This window comes from Actinopolymorpha sp. B11F2 (genome assembly GCF_040195635.1).
Lineage (GTDB): Bacteria > Actinomycetota > Actinomycetes > Propionibacteriales > Actinopolymorphaceae > Thermasporomyces.
This window is the reverse complement of the sequence record NZ_JBEFTX010000004.1, coordinates 75,218-90,674: the sequence shown is the minus strand read 5'-3', so window position 1 is coordinate 90,674 and position 15,457 is coordinate 75,218. Positions and strand designations below refer to the sequence as shown.

Here is a 15,457-nt window from a genome sequence, read left to right as displayed (position 1 = left end):
GCATGGTCGCCCTCCATCTCGTACGCCATGGAGACGTGGTGCCCGATGCCGGTCCGGCGTCGGGCTGGGCGCTGCATCCGGACGCGGCGGACGGCATCGCCGACCTGCGCGGTTCGGCTGCTCTTCCGGTGTCGGCGAGGTGGTTCTCCTCGCCGGAGCCCAAGGCGTTCCAGACCGCGCGGGCGCTCACCGACGTGACGATCGGGCGAGTGGACGGTCTTCGCGAGATGTCCCGCCCGGCCGAGCGGTGGCGTGGCGGGGACGAGTGGCGCCAGATCGTTCGCCGGTCGATGGAGCAACCGGACCGGCCCGCACTGCCAGACTGGGAGACCGGCCGGGCAACGACGGACCGGGTGGTCGGCGCCGTGGGTCGGATCCGGGAGGGCTGCCCTGACGACGATGTGGTCCTGGTCGGGCACGGAACCGCATGGACGCTCCTCGTCTCGGCACTGACCGGACGACCGCCGGACTTCGACGCATGGACCCGACTCCGGATGCCGGACCACTGCGTACTCACACTCGACGATCGCACCGCTGGCACCGGCACTCTCGTTGCTGGGTGGGGCCAGTGGGCGCTGGGCAGCGGGTGAGGGTCGGCCGGAAAGCCACTCGGTTGGCCGACGTCGCGCCCCCGCGGGCGGCGGTCACGCCTGGACGACGGGGACGAATCCGGTGCCAGGGCGGTAGTGCGGAGACTGGTGCCGGAAGTAGGTGTTGTAGACCTCGCAGTACCGGCCGCCGCGCCGCATGAGGGTGGGGTGGTCGCCCTCCTCGACGATCCGCCCGCCGGAGAGGACGACGATCCGGTCGGCGTGCTGGATGGTCGAGAGCCGGTGCGCGATGACGATGGATGTACGCCCGTGCAGGACGACGTCCAGGCCTTCCTGGATCTGGGCCTCGGTGAGCGGGTCGACGCTCGCCGTTGCCTCGTCGAGGATGATGATCGCTGGGTCCTGGATGAGCAGTCGGGCAAGGGCGACCAGCTGGCGTTGCCCCATCGACAGGGCCTGGCCGTGCTCGCCGACCTCCGTCTCCAGCCCGTTCGGGAGGGCCGCGAGCCAGTCGCCGTTGCCGACCTGCTCGGCCGCCAACCGCACCTCGTCGTCGGTCGCCTCCGGACGTGGATAGCGGATGTTGTCGGCCACCGTGCCGGAGAAGAGGAACGGCACCTGCGGCACGACACCCAGCTGCCGGCGGTAGTCCTGGAGGTCGAAGGACCGGATGTCGCGCCCGTCGAGGTAGATGTGCCCGCCCTGGAACTCGTAGAACCGGGTGATCAGCTTGCCCAGGGTGGACTTGCCGGCGCCGGTGTGACCGACGAGCGCGACCATCTCGCCCGCCTGGATCGTCATGGTGAAGTCGGACAGGACCGGCTGAGTGGGGTGGTAACCGAAGGTCACGTCGCGGAACTCGATCTGTCCGGTCAGCCGACCGGCCGGCTGGGAGTCGTTCTGCAGGACTCTCGGTGTCGCGTCGACCAGGGCGAAGACCCGTTCGGCGGCCGACAGCCCTTGCTGGAACTGTGACCAGAACGAAGCGATGCTCGTCAGCGGGAACCAGAACAGCGCGACCGCCTGCAGGAAGAGGTACCAGTCGCCGGGTGAGACCGACCCGCCCAGCACGCCGCGCCCGCCGACCAGCACCAGGAGCACCGTGCCGAACCCGGCGACGAGGAACAGCAGCGGGAAGATCGCTCCGAAGACCATGCCTTGCCGGACCGTGACCTGGTAGTTCTGCTCGTTGATCGGGAGGAACTCGTCATAGATCGTCTGTTCCTGGCGGAAGTTCTTGGCGACCGCGATTCCGCCCATCGTCTCCTGCACGGTGGAGTTGACCCTGGCGAGAGAGCGCTGGGCGCGGCGGGTGGTGTCGCGGGCGATCCGCCGGAACGCCAGGGCCATGGCGATGACGATCGGGGTGATCGCCAGCGTCAACAGGGCGAGTCCCACATCGCGGACGAAGAGCAGCGCCGTGACGAAGCCGACCAGGAGCACCTGGCTCAGGAGGTTCATCGTGAGCGTCACGGTGTTGGCGAAGTCGTCGGTGTCGGAGGTGACCCGGCTGACGATCTTGCCGGACGGATTCTCGTCGTAGAAGGACAGGTCGCGCTTGAGGACCGCGGCGAACGCGTCCTGGCGGATGGTGAGCACGACGTCGCCGGTGACGCGGGCGCTGAGCGCCTGCCGGACATAGTTCGTCGCCCACGCCAGAACGCCGGAGAGGAGGATGAGTGCCACGAGAATGGCCAGGAATGAGTTGGACTGGTCGCCCACGAGTTGGTCGATGCCCCAGCTGATCACCAGCGGCAGCACGGCCTGCAGCGCCGACGTGGCGACGATCATCACCGCGACCACCGTCATGGCCGGGAGCTTGGGCCGGAAGTAGCGCAGGATCCGCCGGACCAGGTCGCGGTCGGCGTAGCGCCGGTCGTAGTCCTCGGCGTCGAGGCCCTCCATGATGAAGCCCATCAGACCTCCTCACCGTCGTAGGCCGGAACGGCCGTCGCCACGCGCCCGTCGCCTGCGGCCGGCAGCTGTCCCCACTCCTCGTCCGCGTGGCCGTCCGGGCTGGGGTGCGTGACCTCGTCGTAGTGGGCGAAGATCCGGCGGTAGAGCGGGCACCGCTCGAGGAGTTCGTCGTGGGTGCCCTGGTCGATGAGCTCGCCCCGCTGGATCAACAACACCTTGTCGGCCCAGCGGATCTGGGAGAGCCGGTGGGTGATGAGCAGGGTGGTACGCCCCTGCAGGATCCGTCGGATCGCGCGCTGGATCCCGTCCTCGGTGGCGCTGTCGATCGCGCTGGTGGAGTCGTCGAGGACGAGGATGCTCGGGTCGGTGAGCAGGGCGCGGGCGATCGCCAGGCGCTGCCGCTGCCCGCCGGACAGCGTGACCCCGCGCTCGCCGATGACCGTGTCGTAGCCCTCGTCGAGCTCCTCGATGAAGCCATGTGCCTGCGCGTCCTTCGCGGCGCGAACCACCTCGTCCCGGTCCGCGCGTTGGCCGAGACTGAACGCGATGTTCTCGGCGACGGGCCGGGAGAACAGCACGATGTCCTGTTCGATGGTGGAGATCTGCGAACGCAGGGAGTCGAGCGTCCAGTCGCGGACGTCGGTCCCGTCGATCAGGATCCGGCCCTTGTCGGGGTCGTAGATCCGGTTGACGAGCTTGGTCATCGTGCTCTTGCCCGACCCCGTCTCGCCGACGATCGCGACGGTCTGTCCCGGCTCGGCCCGGAACGACAGGTTGCGCAGCACCGGGTCGTCACCGTAACCGAACGACACGTCCTCGAACACGAGCTCGCCGCGCATCCTGCCCTGGTGGCCCTGTGGGTTCTGGTCGAGCTCTGCTTCGTCGTCCATCAGCGTGATGATCCGGCGGGCGCTCACGATCCCGAGCTGGACGAGGGAGAACGTGAAGATCGAGATCATCGTGGGGAACTGCAGCAACCCCATCAGCCCTAGATAGGCCACGAGGTCCCCGAGCGTCAGTTCGCCGCCGCGGTAGAGGACGAGGCCGTGGAGAAGCGCGCCCGCGGTGCCGACCGCGAGCAGGAGCGGCGGAAGGTAGCGGGCCTGCACGAGCCCCTGCTCGACGAAGGAGTCGCGGTAGGCCCGGGCGTTGGTCTCGAACTGGCGGCGCTCCTGTGCCTCCTGCGCGGTCACCTTGACGACCTCGATGCCGCGGACGGCTTCGTTGAGACCGGCGTTGAGGGTGCCGAACTGCTCGCGCATGCGGATGGAGACCGGGTTGAGTCGGCGCATGTAGTGCCGCAGCGACAGCCCGAACGCCACGCCGAACAGCAGGGGTGACAGCAGTAGCCGTGGATCGATCAGCGCGATGAAGACCAGGGGGACGAGTCCCTGCAGCATCGAGTCGACGATCAGGTCGAGACCGGGGGAGACCATCGCGGAGAGCTGGCGGACGTCGTTTGCCGCGCGGGCCATCAGGTCGCCCACCCGCTGGCGGGTGTGGAACGTCTGGCTCTTGCCGAGCAGGCTGGTGTAGAGCTCCTCGCGGGCGTTGCGTTCGAGCCGCTTGGCCAGGATCTCGGTGCACATGCGGGCGGCCAGGTCGAAGACGCCACGCAACAGGACGATGGCGATCAGCGCGACCACGATCAGGACCAGCCGGGACCGCCCTGACTCGCCCCCGGTGAGGACGGCGTCGAAGGCCGCCCCGGTGAGGCCGGGGATCGCGGAGTTGAGAATGACCATGACGAGCGATCCGCCCAGAAGGCCCACGAGGTAGCGCCGGTAACGCCACTGGTGGGACAGGATCCAGCGGATCGGGCTGCGACGGTCGGTGCGGTGCTGGTCGACGACGGTGAACTCTGAGGTGAGGGTGGCCACGAGACGCTGCCTCCGGAAGGGACACGAGGTGGTGGTCGCACGTCGCTTCCGGTGCCGGCGCAGCAAGCGTGAGACGAAGACTGTTCTAGCACGAAGACGGCCGGAATTACCAACCGAATTTCGCCGAAATCAGGTTGTCGGTGGCCGGTGATAAAGTCTCGGCCGAGCAAAGTGCGTAGGCGAATTGACCGCCGAAGAATGTGCGGCGGACGCCATCCGCCGGCCTCCCGCCAAAGGCCCTGTCGCGCGGTGCCGCTCCCCGGAGCGCGGTCCGTCAGGGGCGTGCCCTCACCCGGTGTACGCCCATCCGGACCACCGTGCGACCTCGATCCGGATGACCGGTCCGGCCGGCGGTTCGGCGGCGTACTGAGCGTACTTCGCGGCCAGCCACGACCGCGCTTCGGCAGACTCCTCGGGGGTGTCGAGGATGTGGGCGACACCGTCGCCACGCACCCACCACAGCCGGGTCCAGTCGGCGTCGTCGTACTGGTCGACGAGGATGCTCACCTGCGGATTCGCGGCGATCAGTCGCAGCCGGTGGAGCCGTGGCGTCGTCTTCGGCTTGCTGTCGACTGCGGTGACGACGACCGACCCGACGGCGGCGAACGTCACCACCACGACGTGGGGTCGAGCACTCTCGTCGGCCATCGCCAGGTGGGCCGTACGGCCGCCGGCGAAGCGTGCGCGGGCGTCGGCTTCAGTGAGTCGCATCGTGGCGAACCTGCGGCTTGTGTCGGCGTACCGCGCGGGAGATTCCGGCGTGCAGGCGAACGGCTCCGATGAGCATGCAGCGAGCCTATAGCGCCGTCACGCGGACCCTTTTCGGGCCTCGCGGAATTCCCGCTCGCGGCGTCGTTCGCAATTCATCGGCGAAACCAATTCCGGCGCGTCAATTGTCCGTACTGGACGCCGCAGGAGGTGGGTATTCCGCCATCGAATTTCGGGCCGGCAATTGCGGCGGGCGCGCCAACTGCGAGCCGTCCCGGTCCGACCCGATCCGGTATCGGCGATCCTGACATGGCGCGGACGGATCACCGGAGGCGTACGCATGCGAGGATGGCCGACGCCATGTCTGCGCATCCAGATCTCGTCTTCGCGGCGCCCCGGAGGGCGAAGCCGCCACGTCACCTCGCCGACCTCGACCTCGCCGCACGCAAGGATCTCCTGGTGGAGCTGGGTGAGCCGGCCTATCGCGCCCGCCAGCTCTCGACCCACTATTTCGGTCGATTCACCGACAACCCGGGCGAGATGACCGATCTGCCGGCCGGGCGGCGTGAGAAGATCGCCGCCGCCGCGCTGCCGGTCCTGTTGACCCCCGTCCGCACGCTGGCCTGCGACGGCGGCAGCACCGTCAAGTCGGTGTGGCGGCTGTTCGACGGCGCACTGGTCGAGAGCGTGCTGATGCGCTATCCCGGTTCGGGGGCGCAGGCGGCCAGGGTGACGATGTGCGTGTCCAGCCAGGCCGGCTGTGGCATGGCCTGCCCGTTCTGCGCGACCGGCCAGGCAGGACTCACCCGCAACCTGTCGGCGGCGGAGATCGTCGCCCAGGTGGTGGCCGGGGCGAGGATGCTCGCTGACGGTGAGGTTCCTGGAGGTCCCGCCAGGGTCTCGAACGTCGTCTTCATGGGCATGGGCGAGCCGCTCGCGAGCTACGCGACCGTGCTTTCCGCCGTGCGCCGGCTCACCGACCCGGTTCCTGCCGGGCTCGGCCTGTCCCAGCGGGGCATCACGGTCTCCACCGTCGGCCTCGTGCCGCGGATCCGGCAGCTCACGCAGGAAGGCCTCGCCGTCACCCTGGCCGTGTCCCTGCACGCGCCGGACGACGAGCTCCGCGACGAGCTCGTACCGATCAACACCCGCTGGCCGGTCGCCGAGGTCCTGGACGCCGCCTGGGACTACGCCGCGCAGACCGGCCGCCGCGTGTCGATCGAGTACGCCATGATCCGCGACATCAACGACCAGGCGTGGCGGGCGGATCTGCTTGGCCGCCTGCTGCGCGGCCGGCTGGCGCACGTCAACCTCATCCCGCTCAATCCCACGCCTGGTTCGAAATGGACCGCCTCCGAGCCCGAGGACGAGCGGGAGTTCGTACGGCGGCTGGAGGCGCACGGCGTGCCGGTGACCATTCGCGACACCCGCGGCCGGGAGATCGACGGCGCCTGTGGGCAGCTCGCGGCCAAGGAGGCGTGAGCCGGTGGTGCGGCCCGCGTTCCGGCGCTGATGCTCGACTACGACGTCGAGGCGGCCCGCTACGACGACACGAGGGGCGGGGTGGCGCGGGCGGAGGCCGCGGCCGATGCCATCGCCTCCCTCCTTCGGGCCGTGCGGGCTCGGACCGTGCTCGACGTGGCGGGCGGTACCGGTCTCGTCGCTTCCAGGCTGGCCCGCCGCGGCTACGACGCCGTCGTGTGTGACCGGTCGGCGGGAATGCTGGCGCTCGCGACCGGACGGTGTCCCGGTCGTACGCTCCGGGGCGACGCGACCCGGCTTCCGTTCGCGACCGGTCGCGTCGACGCGGTTGTCGTGGTGTGGTTGCTGCACCTGTTGGCATCACCGGCCGAGGTGGCCGCGGTGGTGTCCGAGGCGGCCCGGGTGCTCCGGCCGGGCGGGATGCTCGTGTCGACCGTGGACAAGGACGCGGGCCATCCGCCCGACACCGACGTGGAACGGTTGCTCGTGTCGTACGGACGTACGCAGGGCGGCGCCGCGCCCACGGACGCCCGCGGGCAGGTGGAGGTCCTCGCCCGCAAGGCGGGGTTGACACTCCAGGCGGAGGGCGGGTTCGTCGGTCATGGACAGGGCCGGGTGCCTGCCGCGCTGGCCGACGTCCTCGAGTCGTCGTCGCGGTCGTACCAGCACGTCGAACCGCACCGGAAGGAAGCGCTGATCCGCGACCTGCGCGCTCTTCCTGACCCCGACCTGGCGCGGACGCCGCCGACCTACCGGCTGCTGGCCTGGCAGAACGCCGGGTAGGCCCGCGGGTAGAGTCGGCGCCCGTGTCTGTCGACGACCCCGCTCTCGCGCCGGTCCGGCGGCTCGAACCCGACCGGCTCGTCGCGCTCGTCAACGCGCACACCGACGCCCGGCTGACGCTGGTCGGACCCGCGCCGGGCGGCCAGGTGGGCGCGGCGTACGTCCGATGGTCCGACGGGCGCGAGGGAGTCCTGACCTGGTTGCCTGACGGACCGGTGGGCCAGGTACGCCGCACCGCGGAGATCCTCGCGCTGGCGAGGGAGCGTGGTCTGCCGGTTCCGGCGTACGACATGATCGCGGAGGTGCCAGGAGCGCTCGCGATCGTGCAGGAACGCCTGCCGGGCGCACCGCCCACGCACCCCGACCGCGCTCTGGTCGAGCAGCTGGTGGAGCTCGTGGAAGGGTTCGCCGGGCTGCTCGCCGAGCGGCCTGACGTCGAGGTGCCGGACATGTGGCTGCGGGGGAGCGGTCCGGGGTTCTGCCTGCACCGTCCGTTGGAGCTGCACAACGTCCGGACCCGCCGGCTCCTGGAATGGGTACGCACGGTCGGGGCGTCCGAGCCGTCGGCGATGGCCGGTGACGACCTCGTCCACCTCGACTACCACCCGGGCAACGTTCTCGTCGCCGAGTCGATGCCGGCCGATGGCGGCGCGATCACCGGCATCGTCGACTGGGACGGCATCGGGCGGGGCGACCGGCGGTTCTGCCTGGTGACGCTCCGGTTCGCGATGCTGTCGGACCCGGCCCTCGGGCGCTGGCTCGACGGGTTGCTGGACGACCTCCTCGACCCGGCGACGCTCCGCCTCTACTGGGCGCACATGAGCCTGCGCCAGGTCGACTGGGCGATCCGGCACTTCTCACCGGGCGACGTGGAGGACTGGCTCGACCTCGCCGAGACGCGGATGGACTCCTGACGAGGTGGGGCGACGGTGTCTCCGGCGCGGCCCGGTCTGGATGGTGGGTTCCCTCATCCAGACACCGGGTACCGGGAGCGCTTCACCTATGCGGGCAGGTCGATGCCGCGGACCAGGCCGTCCTGGTCAGCGGTGACGAGAAGGTTGTCGACCAGTGCGGGCGTACTGAAGGTGTTGCTCGGACCCAGCTGGCGCCGGTGTCGGACCTCACCTCCGTACGGATGGGCAGATCGCGATCGGCGTCCGGAGGCTAGTCGGTACCGGGAACCCTTGAATCCGAAAACTGTGAACAGGCCCGAACCGGTCGGTGAAACTACGTTTCGGTGCGCTGCGGAGCCAGTTCGGCCGCCTGGCGGAGGGCTTCGAGCATGCTGCGCTCGTCGGCGGTGCCGGTGCCGGCGATGTCGAACGCGGTGCCATGGTCGACCGACGTACGCACGACCGGCAGCCCGACCGTGATGTTGACGCCGGATTCCAGGCCGAGGACCTTCACCGGGCAGTGGCCCTGGTCGTGGTACATCGCGACGACGAGGTCGAAGTCGCCGCGGACCGCCCTGAAGAACACGGTGTCCGCGGGCAGTGGCCCGGTCGCGTCGATGCCGTCGGCCCTGGCTGCGGCGACGCCCGGAGCGACCTTCGCTTCCTCCTCGCCCCGGCCGAAGAGGCCGTTCTCGCCGGCATGCGGGTTGATGCCGCATACCGCGATGCGCGGGCTCGCGATGCCTGACCGGACGAGGGTCTCGTGGCCGCGCCGGATCGTGCGTTCGACCAGGGCGGGATCGATCCGCTCGACCGCGTCGACCAGACCGATGTGCGTTGTGCAGTGCACCACCCGCAGGGTGGGCGCGCTGAGCATCATCGAGACCTCCGGGGTGCCGGTGAGGTCGGCGAGGATCTCGGTGTGGCCTGGAAAGCGGTGGCCGGCGGCGTGGAGCGCCTCCTTGTTGAGCGGTGCCGTGCAGATCGCGTCGACCTCGCCGGCGGTCGCGAGTGCGACGGCGCGTTCGATGCAGCGGTAGGCCGCCTCACCGGCCACGGGTGACAGTTCGCCGAACGGCAGGTCGGCGGGTATCAGTGCGAGGTCGATGCAGTCGATGGTGCCGGGGGTGTACGCGGCGTCCGACGGTTGGGTGACCGGGCGGACTGCGACGTCGAGGCGGCAGATATCGGCCGCTCTGGTGAGCCGGGCCACGTCGCCGATGACGAGGGGGCGAAGCAGGTCGTGGACGTCCGCCCTGGTCAGGGCCTTGACGATGACCTCGGGACCCACCCCGGCGGCGTCGCCCATGGTGATGGCGATGACAGGACGGTTCATCGTTCTCCTTCGGCTCGGGTGAGGACTGCTTCGAGCCTTGCACGGGCGGCGGCCAGAGTGCCCGTGCGCCCGAACGCGCCGGCCTTCGTCACGACCGGGATCGGCCGCGGCCCGATGCTGCGGGACAGGGGGACACCGGGTTCGACCTCGCCGACGAGGTGGAGCGCGGTCGTGCCCCAGGCGCGGAGGACGCCGGTCGCGGTGTCGCCGCCGGTTGCCACCAGGCCGCCCACCAGTGGTGCGCAGGGACGAAGGAGCTGGCCTAGACCGGTGGTGAGACCCGCATCGTCGGTGGCGTCCGGTCGTCCCGCGTCGGCGCCGAGGGTGACGATGACATCGTGTCCCGCGTGCAGGCACGCCATCACCTCCGCGACAGGTGACCCGCCCGGAACGCCTTGCCGACCGCTCGGTTCGTGCGTACTCCCCAGCGTGGCGACCGGAATCGTGACGTGTGCGACGCCGGCCGCGGCGAGGTGGTCGACCTGTGCGCGGGCGATGACCGCCGTGCTGCCGACGACGAGGAGGACCGGTCCGCTGGCCGCGGGTGTGACGTGCCCGCCCCAAGCGGCGGGTAGGACCGGGTTGGTGGTCGCGAGGGCTCTCCCGGTGAGGTCCGCCGGGAGACCGGTCCCGGTGAGGTCGGCGAGAGCGGTCCCGTCGGTGGTGCCGGTGGAGAGGCCAGTGGAGAGGGTGGCGGCGAGGGTGGCGGCGAGGCCGCCGGAACCCACCCACACCACGCAGGAGCCCAGGTCCGCACCGGCTGCGGCGATCGAGCGCAGGTCCGCGTCGGTCTCGGCGTCGCACACGATCGCCTGGCTCCCGGTGCCGCGATGGGCAGAGAACGTGGCCGCCAGCGCACCGCTGCGTACGTCCGCCAGGTCTGCCCGCGCTACGGCGAGGCCGGCGTCGGTGAGCAGGCGGCTGATCGACGGACGGTCCAGTGGTACGCCCTCGACGAGGACCTGCCCGCGGACTGTCGTACGCCCGGTCGCAGGGAAGGCGGGTGCGACTATCGCCACCGCGTCCGGCTCCCACGCTGTCAATGCGGCCTTGACCTCGACCCCGACATGTCCGCGTAGTAGGGAGTCGACCTTCTTGTAGAGGGTTCGCACTCTTGACGCGCGGAGTTCGCCGACGATCCGCAGGGTGGTCGCCTCAGCGCGTGGAGGACCGAGCGCCCGCGTGCCGGAGTCGATAGCCAGGACGTCGACCTCCATGGGCGTGCCGGCGTGCTCCTGGTCTGCCCAGGTGACGAGCGCCGAGAATCCCGAACGTATGAACCCCACCGCCGTGTCAGCGGCTCCGGTCAGATCATCGGCGACGACACCGATCCGGGCCTTCGGGTGAGGCACCGAGGTCACATCCGCCCGGACTGGCGGAGCCGGCGCAGCGGCAGGAGATACCAGAGCAGAACGAACAGCACGCCGACGCAGCTGGCGAACACGATCGCGAGCGTGAGACCGAGGACGAGGTTGATGACCAGCAGGACTGCGCTGACGATCGCGAGGAGCAGGGTGGTCATGCCGCAGCGGGCGAACCGGTTGGAGGCGCGGACCACCTCGGGCTTGAGACCCTTGGCGAACAGCATGCGGTGGTAGGCGACCGGGGCCATCAGCAGCGCGGTCGCGGCACAGCAGAGGATCAGCGTGACGAGGTAGGTCACTCGCGAGAACGCCGAGGCCTCGGCGAACCGCGGCTGGACCGCCAGGATGAGCAGGAAGCCGAACAGGATCTGCACACCGGTCTGGAGCACCCGTAGCTCGGCGATCAGCTCCTGGAAGTTGCGGTCCGCCCGCTCCAGCGGGGTCTCCCGCCGGTCCGCGCTGGTCGGGTGCTCGTCGCTCGCCACTCCTGAATGATGCCCGCCATGGTGGGGGGAGCCAAGGACCGGCAGGCTCAGGTCACGCAGAACTCGTTGTCCTCGGGATCGCCCAGGACGACCAGGCCGCCGTCGCTGGGGAACGCCTCGACAGGCGTGGCACCGAGGGCAGTCAGCTCGGCCACCTTCGCCGTGTCCATGGCGCGACGGTCGTCGTCCGGGAGACCCTGGCCGACCTTGATGTCGAGATGTAGGCGGTTCTTGACGACCTTCGGCTCGGGCACTTGAGCTCAAGTCGAAGTAATGACCGGTACGAGATCACGTGGCGGGCCGGACGACCAACCGCCGTCACCCGGAAGGACGTCCGGGCGTTCGGCGTGCGACGTGCTGGAGGTCGAGATGTGACAGCTCGGTTCCTTTGCCGGTCGTCCGGCACCATGCGCCGGTCTCAGCGCCGCAGTGCGGACACGGCCGCGACAGCACCCGCGCGATCGTCGAGAGGTCCGATTCTGTGTAGCCGTCGGCGAGTAGGCGGCCGTCCCAAATCCAGTCGAGAGAGCCGCTCTCGAGAGTGTCTCCCCAGCTCATCGACCGATCGCCGCCGTCCAGAGCCGGCAGAGCACTTCACCGACGAAGAAAATGCCAATGCGCCATCGCACTGTGTCGTTCCTTCCGTGGAGAGGGGTGCGACGGCCCGCCTCCTGAAGGGGTGGCCTTCCTCGGCCGCCGCACCGGCCTTGGGTGTGGCGCAGCGGTCGGGACCGCTTCGGGTCGACCGGTCGCCGTGCCACGGGAGCCACCTTGACGGTGCGTGGCCGCTTGACCTACACCTCGGCGCATAGAAGTCTCATGTGCCTATACATCGATGCATGAGCGGATGGGGCGGAGGTCGCCGATGATGGGGGCGGCGAGTCTCGACGAGGCCTACGCACGCCCGGACGTCCGCCGTGCGCTTGCGGCCGGAGATTGGGCGACAACGCTCCGCGCGGTTCTCGATACGGGCATGACTCAGACTGAGATCGCGAGCCGGACTGGGATCTCGCAGGCGCAGGTCTCGCGGCTCGCACGCGGACAGAGCCGAGATCCGGGCATCGCAACGGTGCGAGCCCTCTGCGACGGTCTCGGGATACCGCGCAGGCTCGCCGGTCTCGTCGATGATCAACCTTGGAGGAAGCCACGGACCGTAGGCAACTCCTCGCGGGCGCGCTCGCCGCTGCCGCCGCGCCCGTGCTACCGGCGCGTGGGCAGGTCGGCGACGAGGAGTGGTTGATGTTCACGTCGCTGTCGTATCGGCGGCTTGAGCAGCACACGCCGACACGGATGCTGGTCGGCGCCGTGCATGCCCATCTGGCTCTCGCACAGCAGCTCACGAAGGCGTGCCGAGACGGGCAGCGAGCTCGGTTGCTGGGTGCGATCAGTGAGATCGCGGGTCTTGCCGGGTGGCTGCATGCCGATCTTGTCGAGGCGGCGCAGGCTCGCCGCTTCTACCGGATGTCGATCTTTGCTGCCGGTCGCGCCGGTCATCAGTTGCTGCCGATCTACATGCAGGGCAGTCTCGGGCAGTACGCGACGAACGCGGGTGATCCGGTCGAAGGTCTGCGGTTGATCCGTGGGGCCGCTGCACGGTTGCCGAGATCGGCTCCGCGTATCGCGCGTGCGTGGCTGTGCGCGCTCGAAGGTGTCGCTCTCGCGTGCGCGGGTGACCGGGTCGGGCTCACCGTGCTCGATCAGGCCGACCGGCATGCCGACGCGGCACAAGATGACGAGCCCGTCTGGCCGTGGGTGTTCGCCTTCGACGCGCGCAAGATCGCCGTGCAACGTGCGGTCGCTGCCGCGCGTCTGCGGTTGCCGGCCGTAGCGCTGGAAGCCTTCGCGCAGGCAGGGGAATCCCGCAGTCCGAAGCAGGCGGCCGTGGCCGCTGTTGACTTCGCGCGTGCGCTGGCTGCCGCAGGCAATGTCGACGAGGCGTGCCGCGTCGCTGCAGCCGCCTATGACACCGGCCGCACGTACGGCTCGGAGCGTGCCTGTCAGGCAGCGCGCGATTTCCGCAGCAGGCTCCGAGCACCGGCACGCGCACTTCGTGATCTCGACGACCGGATCCACGCAAGCTATCTGGAGGACGGGTGAGGCTCGCCATCTCCGGCCATCGCGGCCTGTCTGCTGCGACTGAACGGCTCATCGACGAAGGCATCCGCGCCGAGCTAGCCCGTCTCGATGCTGCCGAGCTGGTCGGTGTCACGTGTCTCGCGGACGGAGCCGACCATATCTTCGCGCGTGCCGTGCTCGACGCGGGCGGCCGGGTGGAAGTCATCGTCCCGGCCGCGAAGTACCGGGATGGGTTGCCGGTCGAATCTCACGCGACCTATGACGAGCTGCTCGCCCAAGCGAGCGCCGTGCACGAGCAGCCGCACGTCGAGTCGACCGAGCAAGCCCACATGGACGCCAGTGCACACATGCTCAAGCGTGCTGACGGGCTGCTCGCCGTCTGGGACGGTAAGCCGGCTCGCGGATACGGCGGAACCGCCGACGTGGTGCAACTTGCCCGCGAGTCCGGCGTCGGCGTCACCGTAATCTGGCCGGACGGAGCAACCCGCGACTAGCCTCGGCGGGCTCTCGTTTTGCCCGCCACCGGGACAGCACGTCATCAACCGAACCTTGTCCACCAGGGTGCGCCAGGTGCTGGACTGGTCCTCGCGTATGCCCTGCCTGGCAGCATGCGTACTCCCCTCACCGTCGTTGTCTATGGTGAAGGCACGGTACGTGGGAGCGGGGATAGCGGGCTGTCACCCCGTCCGTCCGTACTTCGCCCCCGCCGGGGCCGTCGATGCGTCTGTCGGGTTCAGGGCTCGCCGGGCTTGTGTACGGCATCTCCGCAGATGTACGGCCAAACTCCCCGCCTACCGCGGGGATGATCATGCCTGCCTGATCCTTCTCGGCGCCGCAGGGGCCAGGGGCCCACGGGAGGGTACGAGAGGTGCGGGGCGGGGCGCGCGAGACAATGGCGCGGCCCGGGACCCACTGCCTGCCGAGTCCCGATGCGACCCAGAACGACGAGGTTTTCATGAGCACCACCGATTCAGCCGCGGACAGGGCTCCGGCAAGCGCCCCGGGGCTCAGCCCAGTCGGCCCGCTCGGTCCACCGGTCGCAGCCGGCGTCGGCGAGGCCAGGGGGACCGGCGACACCGCCACTCCTCGCGAGTACGTCCTCACCCTCTCCTGCGCCGACCGGCTCGGGATCGTCCACGCCGTGTCCGGCTTCCTCGCCGAACACTCCTGCAACATCGTCGACAGCCAGCAGTTCAGCGACCGGCAGGGTGGCTGCTTCTTCATGCGCGTCCATGTCCAGGCCGAGTCGCCCGAGGTGACCCTCGACGATCTCCAGGTGGGGTTCTCTCCGGTGGGTGCCGAGTTCGGCATGGACTGGCAGGTGCGCGACCTCGCAGTGCGGCAACGCCTGCTGGTCCTCGTCTCCAAGCAGGACCACTGCCTCAACGACCTGCTCTACCGCTGCCGGGTGGGCGCGATCCCGGCCGACATCGCCGCGGTCGTCTCCAACCATCCCGACGCGGGTCCGATGGTGGAGTCGGTCGGGCTGCCGTTCCATCACCTCCCCGTCACCCCGGAGACGAAGCGGGAACAGGAGGAACGCATCCTCGACCTGGTGACCGAACACCAGGTCGACCTGGTGGTCCTGGCCCGCTACATGCAGGTCCTCTCCCACGAACTCTGCGAGAAGCTGGTCGGGCGGGCGATCAACATCCACCACTCGTTCCTGCCGAGCTTCGCCGGTGCCAAGCCCTATCACCAGGCGTACGAACGCGGTGTCAAACTGATCGGCGCCACCGCCCACTACGTGACGGAGGTCCTGGACGAGGGTCCGATCATCGAGCAGGAGGTGGCGCGGGTGGACCACTCGCTCACCCCGGCGAAGCTCGCGGCGGTGGGCCGCGACCTGGAGAGTCTCGCGCTCGCCAGGGCAGTGACCTGGCACCTGGAGCACCGGGTCATTCTCAACGGCGGGCGGACCGTGGTCTTTCGTTGAGTGGAGTTCAGTCGAGTGGGCTTGCGATGACAGGCCTTGCGATGAC

Annotated in this window: 16 protein-coding genes; 8 read left to right on the top strand and 8 right to left on the bottom strand. The window is 69.6% G+C overall.

The window, feature by feature from the left end; all coding sequences use genetic code 11:
- Nucleotides 1–2 precede the first annotated feature (2 nt).
- On the top strand, nt 3–590 hold the full coding sequence (locus tag ABN034_RS09265; RefSeq protein WP_349690589.1) for a histidine phosphatase family protein: 588 nt from the start codon (nt 3–5) through the stop codon (nt 588–590).
- Nucleotides 591–644: 54 nt separating this feature from the next.
- Here ABN034_RS09265 and ABN034_RS09260 read toward each other — a convergent pair whose 3' ends face one another.
- From ABN034_RS09260 to ABN034_RS09250, 3 genes are all read right to left on the bottom strand, one after another.
- Nucleotides 645–2,468 (bottom strand): ABC transporter ATP-binding protein, encoded by a 1,824-nt coding sequence (locus ABN034_RS09260; protein WP_349690588.1) that lies wholly within the window; start codon nt 2,466–2,468, stop codon nt 645–647.
- Nucleotides 2,468–4,348: an ABC transporter ATP-binding protein gene (locus tag ABN034_RS09255; RefSeq protein ID WP_349690587.1), complete on the bottom strand. Its 1,881-nt coding sequence runs from the start codon at nt 4,346–4,348 to the stop codon at nt 2,468–2,470. The genes ABN034_RS09260 and ABN034_RS09255 overlap by 1 nt, the downstream gene beginning before the upstream one ends.
- 288 nt (nt 4,349–4,636) lie before the next feature.
- On the bottom strand, nt 4,637–5,059 hold the full coding sequence (locus ABN034_RS09250; protein WP_349690586.1) for a TIGR03668 family PPOX class F420-dependent oxidoreductase: 423 nt from the start codon (nt 5,057–5,059) through the stop codon (nt 4,637–4,639).
- 357 nt (nt 5,060–5,416) lie between these two features.
- On the opposite strand from ABN034_RS09250, the gene rlmN reads away from it, so the two are divergent.
- From rlmN to ABN034_RS09235, 3 genes are read left to right on the top strand one after another with little or no spacing between them, the layout of a single operon-like run.
- Complete coding sequence (gene rlmN / locus ABN034_RS09245; RefSeq protein WP_349690585.1) at nt 5,417–6,538, top strand: dual-specificity RNA methyltransferase RlmN; 1,122 nt, start codon at nt 5,417–5,419, stop codon at nt 6,536–6,538.
- A gap of 30 nt (nt 6,539–6,568) precedes the next feature.
- Entirely contained in the window at nt 6,569–7,321 is a 753-nt protein-coding gene (locus tag ABN034_RS09240; protein ID WP_349690584.1) for a class I SAM-dependent methyltransferase, read from the top strand.
- Between the two features lie 23 nt (nt 7,322–7,344).
- The gene (locus ABN034_RS09235) at nt 7,345–8,235 is read left to right on the top strand and encodes a phosphotransferase family protein (RefSeq protein WP_349690583.1); all 891 of its coding nucleotides are present in this window, start codon (nt 7,345–7,347) and stop codon (nt 8,233–8,235) included.
- Nucleotides 8,236–8,548: 313 nt separating this feature from the next.
- On the opposite strand, the gene pdxA is transcribed toward ABN034_RS09235, so the two are convergent.
- The 5 genes from pdxA to ABN034_RS34315 all read right to left on the bottom strand — a co-directional run bounded on the left by pdxA (nt 8,549) and on the right by ABN034_RS34315 (nt 11,957).
- Nucleotides 8,549–9,550, bottom strand: coding sequence for a 4-hydroxythreonine-4-phosphate dehydrogenase PdxA (pdxA, locus tag ABN034_RS09230; protein WP_349690582.1), 1,002 nt, complete (start codon nt 9,548–9,550; stop codon nt 8,549–8,551).
- Nucleotides 9,547–10,902, bottom strand: coding sequence for a four-carbon acid sugar kinase family protein (locus tag ABN034_RS09225; RefSeq protein WP_349690581.1), 1,356 nt, complete (start codon nt 10,900–10,902; stop codon nt 9,547–9,549). The genes pdxA and ABN034_RS09225 overlap by 4 nt, the downstream gene beginning before the upstream one ends.
- 5 nt (nt 10,903–10,907) lie before the next feature.
- Nucleotides 10,908–11,399 carry a DUF6328 family protein gene (locus ABN034_RS09220; protein ID WP_349690580.1) on the bottom strand — a complete coding sequence of 164 codons (492 nt, stop codon included), beginning with the start codon at nt 11,397–11,399 and terminating at the stop codon, nt 10,908–10,910.
- A gap of 47 nt (nt 11,400–11,446) precedes the next feature.
- The gene (locus ABN034_RS09215) at nt 11,447–11,653 is read right to left on the bottom strand and encodes a VOC family protein (protein ID WP_349690579.1); all 207 of its coding nucleotides are present in this window, start codon (nt 11,651–11,653) and stop codon (nt 11,447–11,449) included.
- Nucleotides 11,654–11,717: 64 nt separating this feature from the next.
- Entirely contained in the window at nt 11,718–11,957 is a 240-nt protein-coding gene (locus tag ABN034_RS34315) for a zinc finger domain-containing protein (RefSeq protein ID WP_502878998.1), read from the bottom strand.
- Nucleotides 11,958–12,234: 277 nt separating this feature from the next.
- Between ABN034_RS34315 and ABN034_RS34310 the strand changes: the two genes are divergently transcribed.
- The 4 genes from ABN034_RS34310 to purU all read left to right on the top strand — a co-directional run bounded on the left by ABN034_RS34310 (nt 12,235) and on the right by purU (nt 15,411).
- A complete protein-coding gene (locus tag ABN034_RS34310; RefSeq protein WP_502878997.1) occupies nt 12,235–12,639 on the top strand; it encodes a helix-turn-helix domain-containing protein in 405 nt (134 codons plus the stop codon).
- Nucleotides 12,534–13,496 carry an NsdA family TPR-like regulatory protein gene (locus ABN034_RS09210; RefSeq protein ID WP_502878996.1) on the top strand — a complete coding sequence of 321 codons (963 nt, stop codon included), beginning with the start codon at nt 12,534–12,536 and terminating at the stop codon, nt 13,494–13,496. Before ABN034_RS34310 ends, ABN034_RS09210 begins: the two co-directional genes overlap by 106 nt.
- Nucleotides 13,493–13,969: a hypothetical protein gene (locus tag ABN034_RS09205; protein ID WP_349690577.1), complete on the top strand. Its 477-nt coding sequence runs from the start codon at nt 13,493–13,495 to the stop codon at nt 13,967–13,969. Before ABN034_RS09210 ends, ABN034_RS09205 begins: the two co-directional genes overlap by 4 nt.
- A gap of 461 nt (nt 13,970–14,430) precedes the next feature.
- The gene (purU, locus tag ABN034_RS09200; protein ID WP_349690576.1) at nt 14,431–15,411 is read left to right on the top strand and encodes a formyltetrahydrofolate deformylase; all 981 of its coding nucleotides are present in this window, start codon (nt 14,431–14,433) and stop codon (nt 15,409–15,411) included.
- The last annotated feature ends 46 nt before the right edge of the window (nt 15,412–15,457 follow it).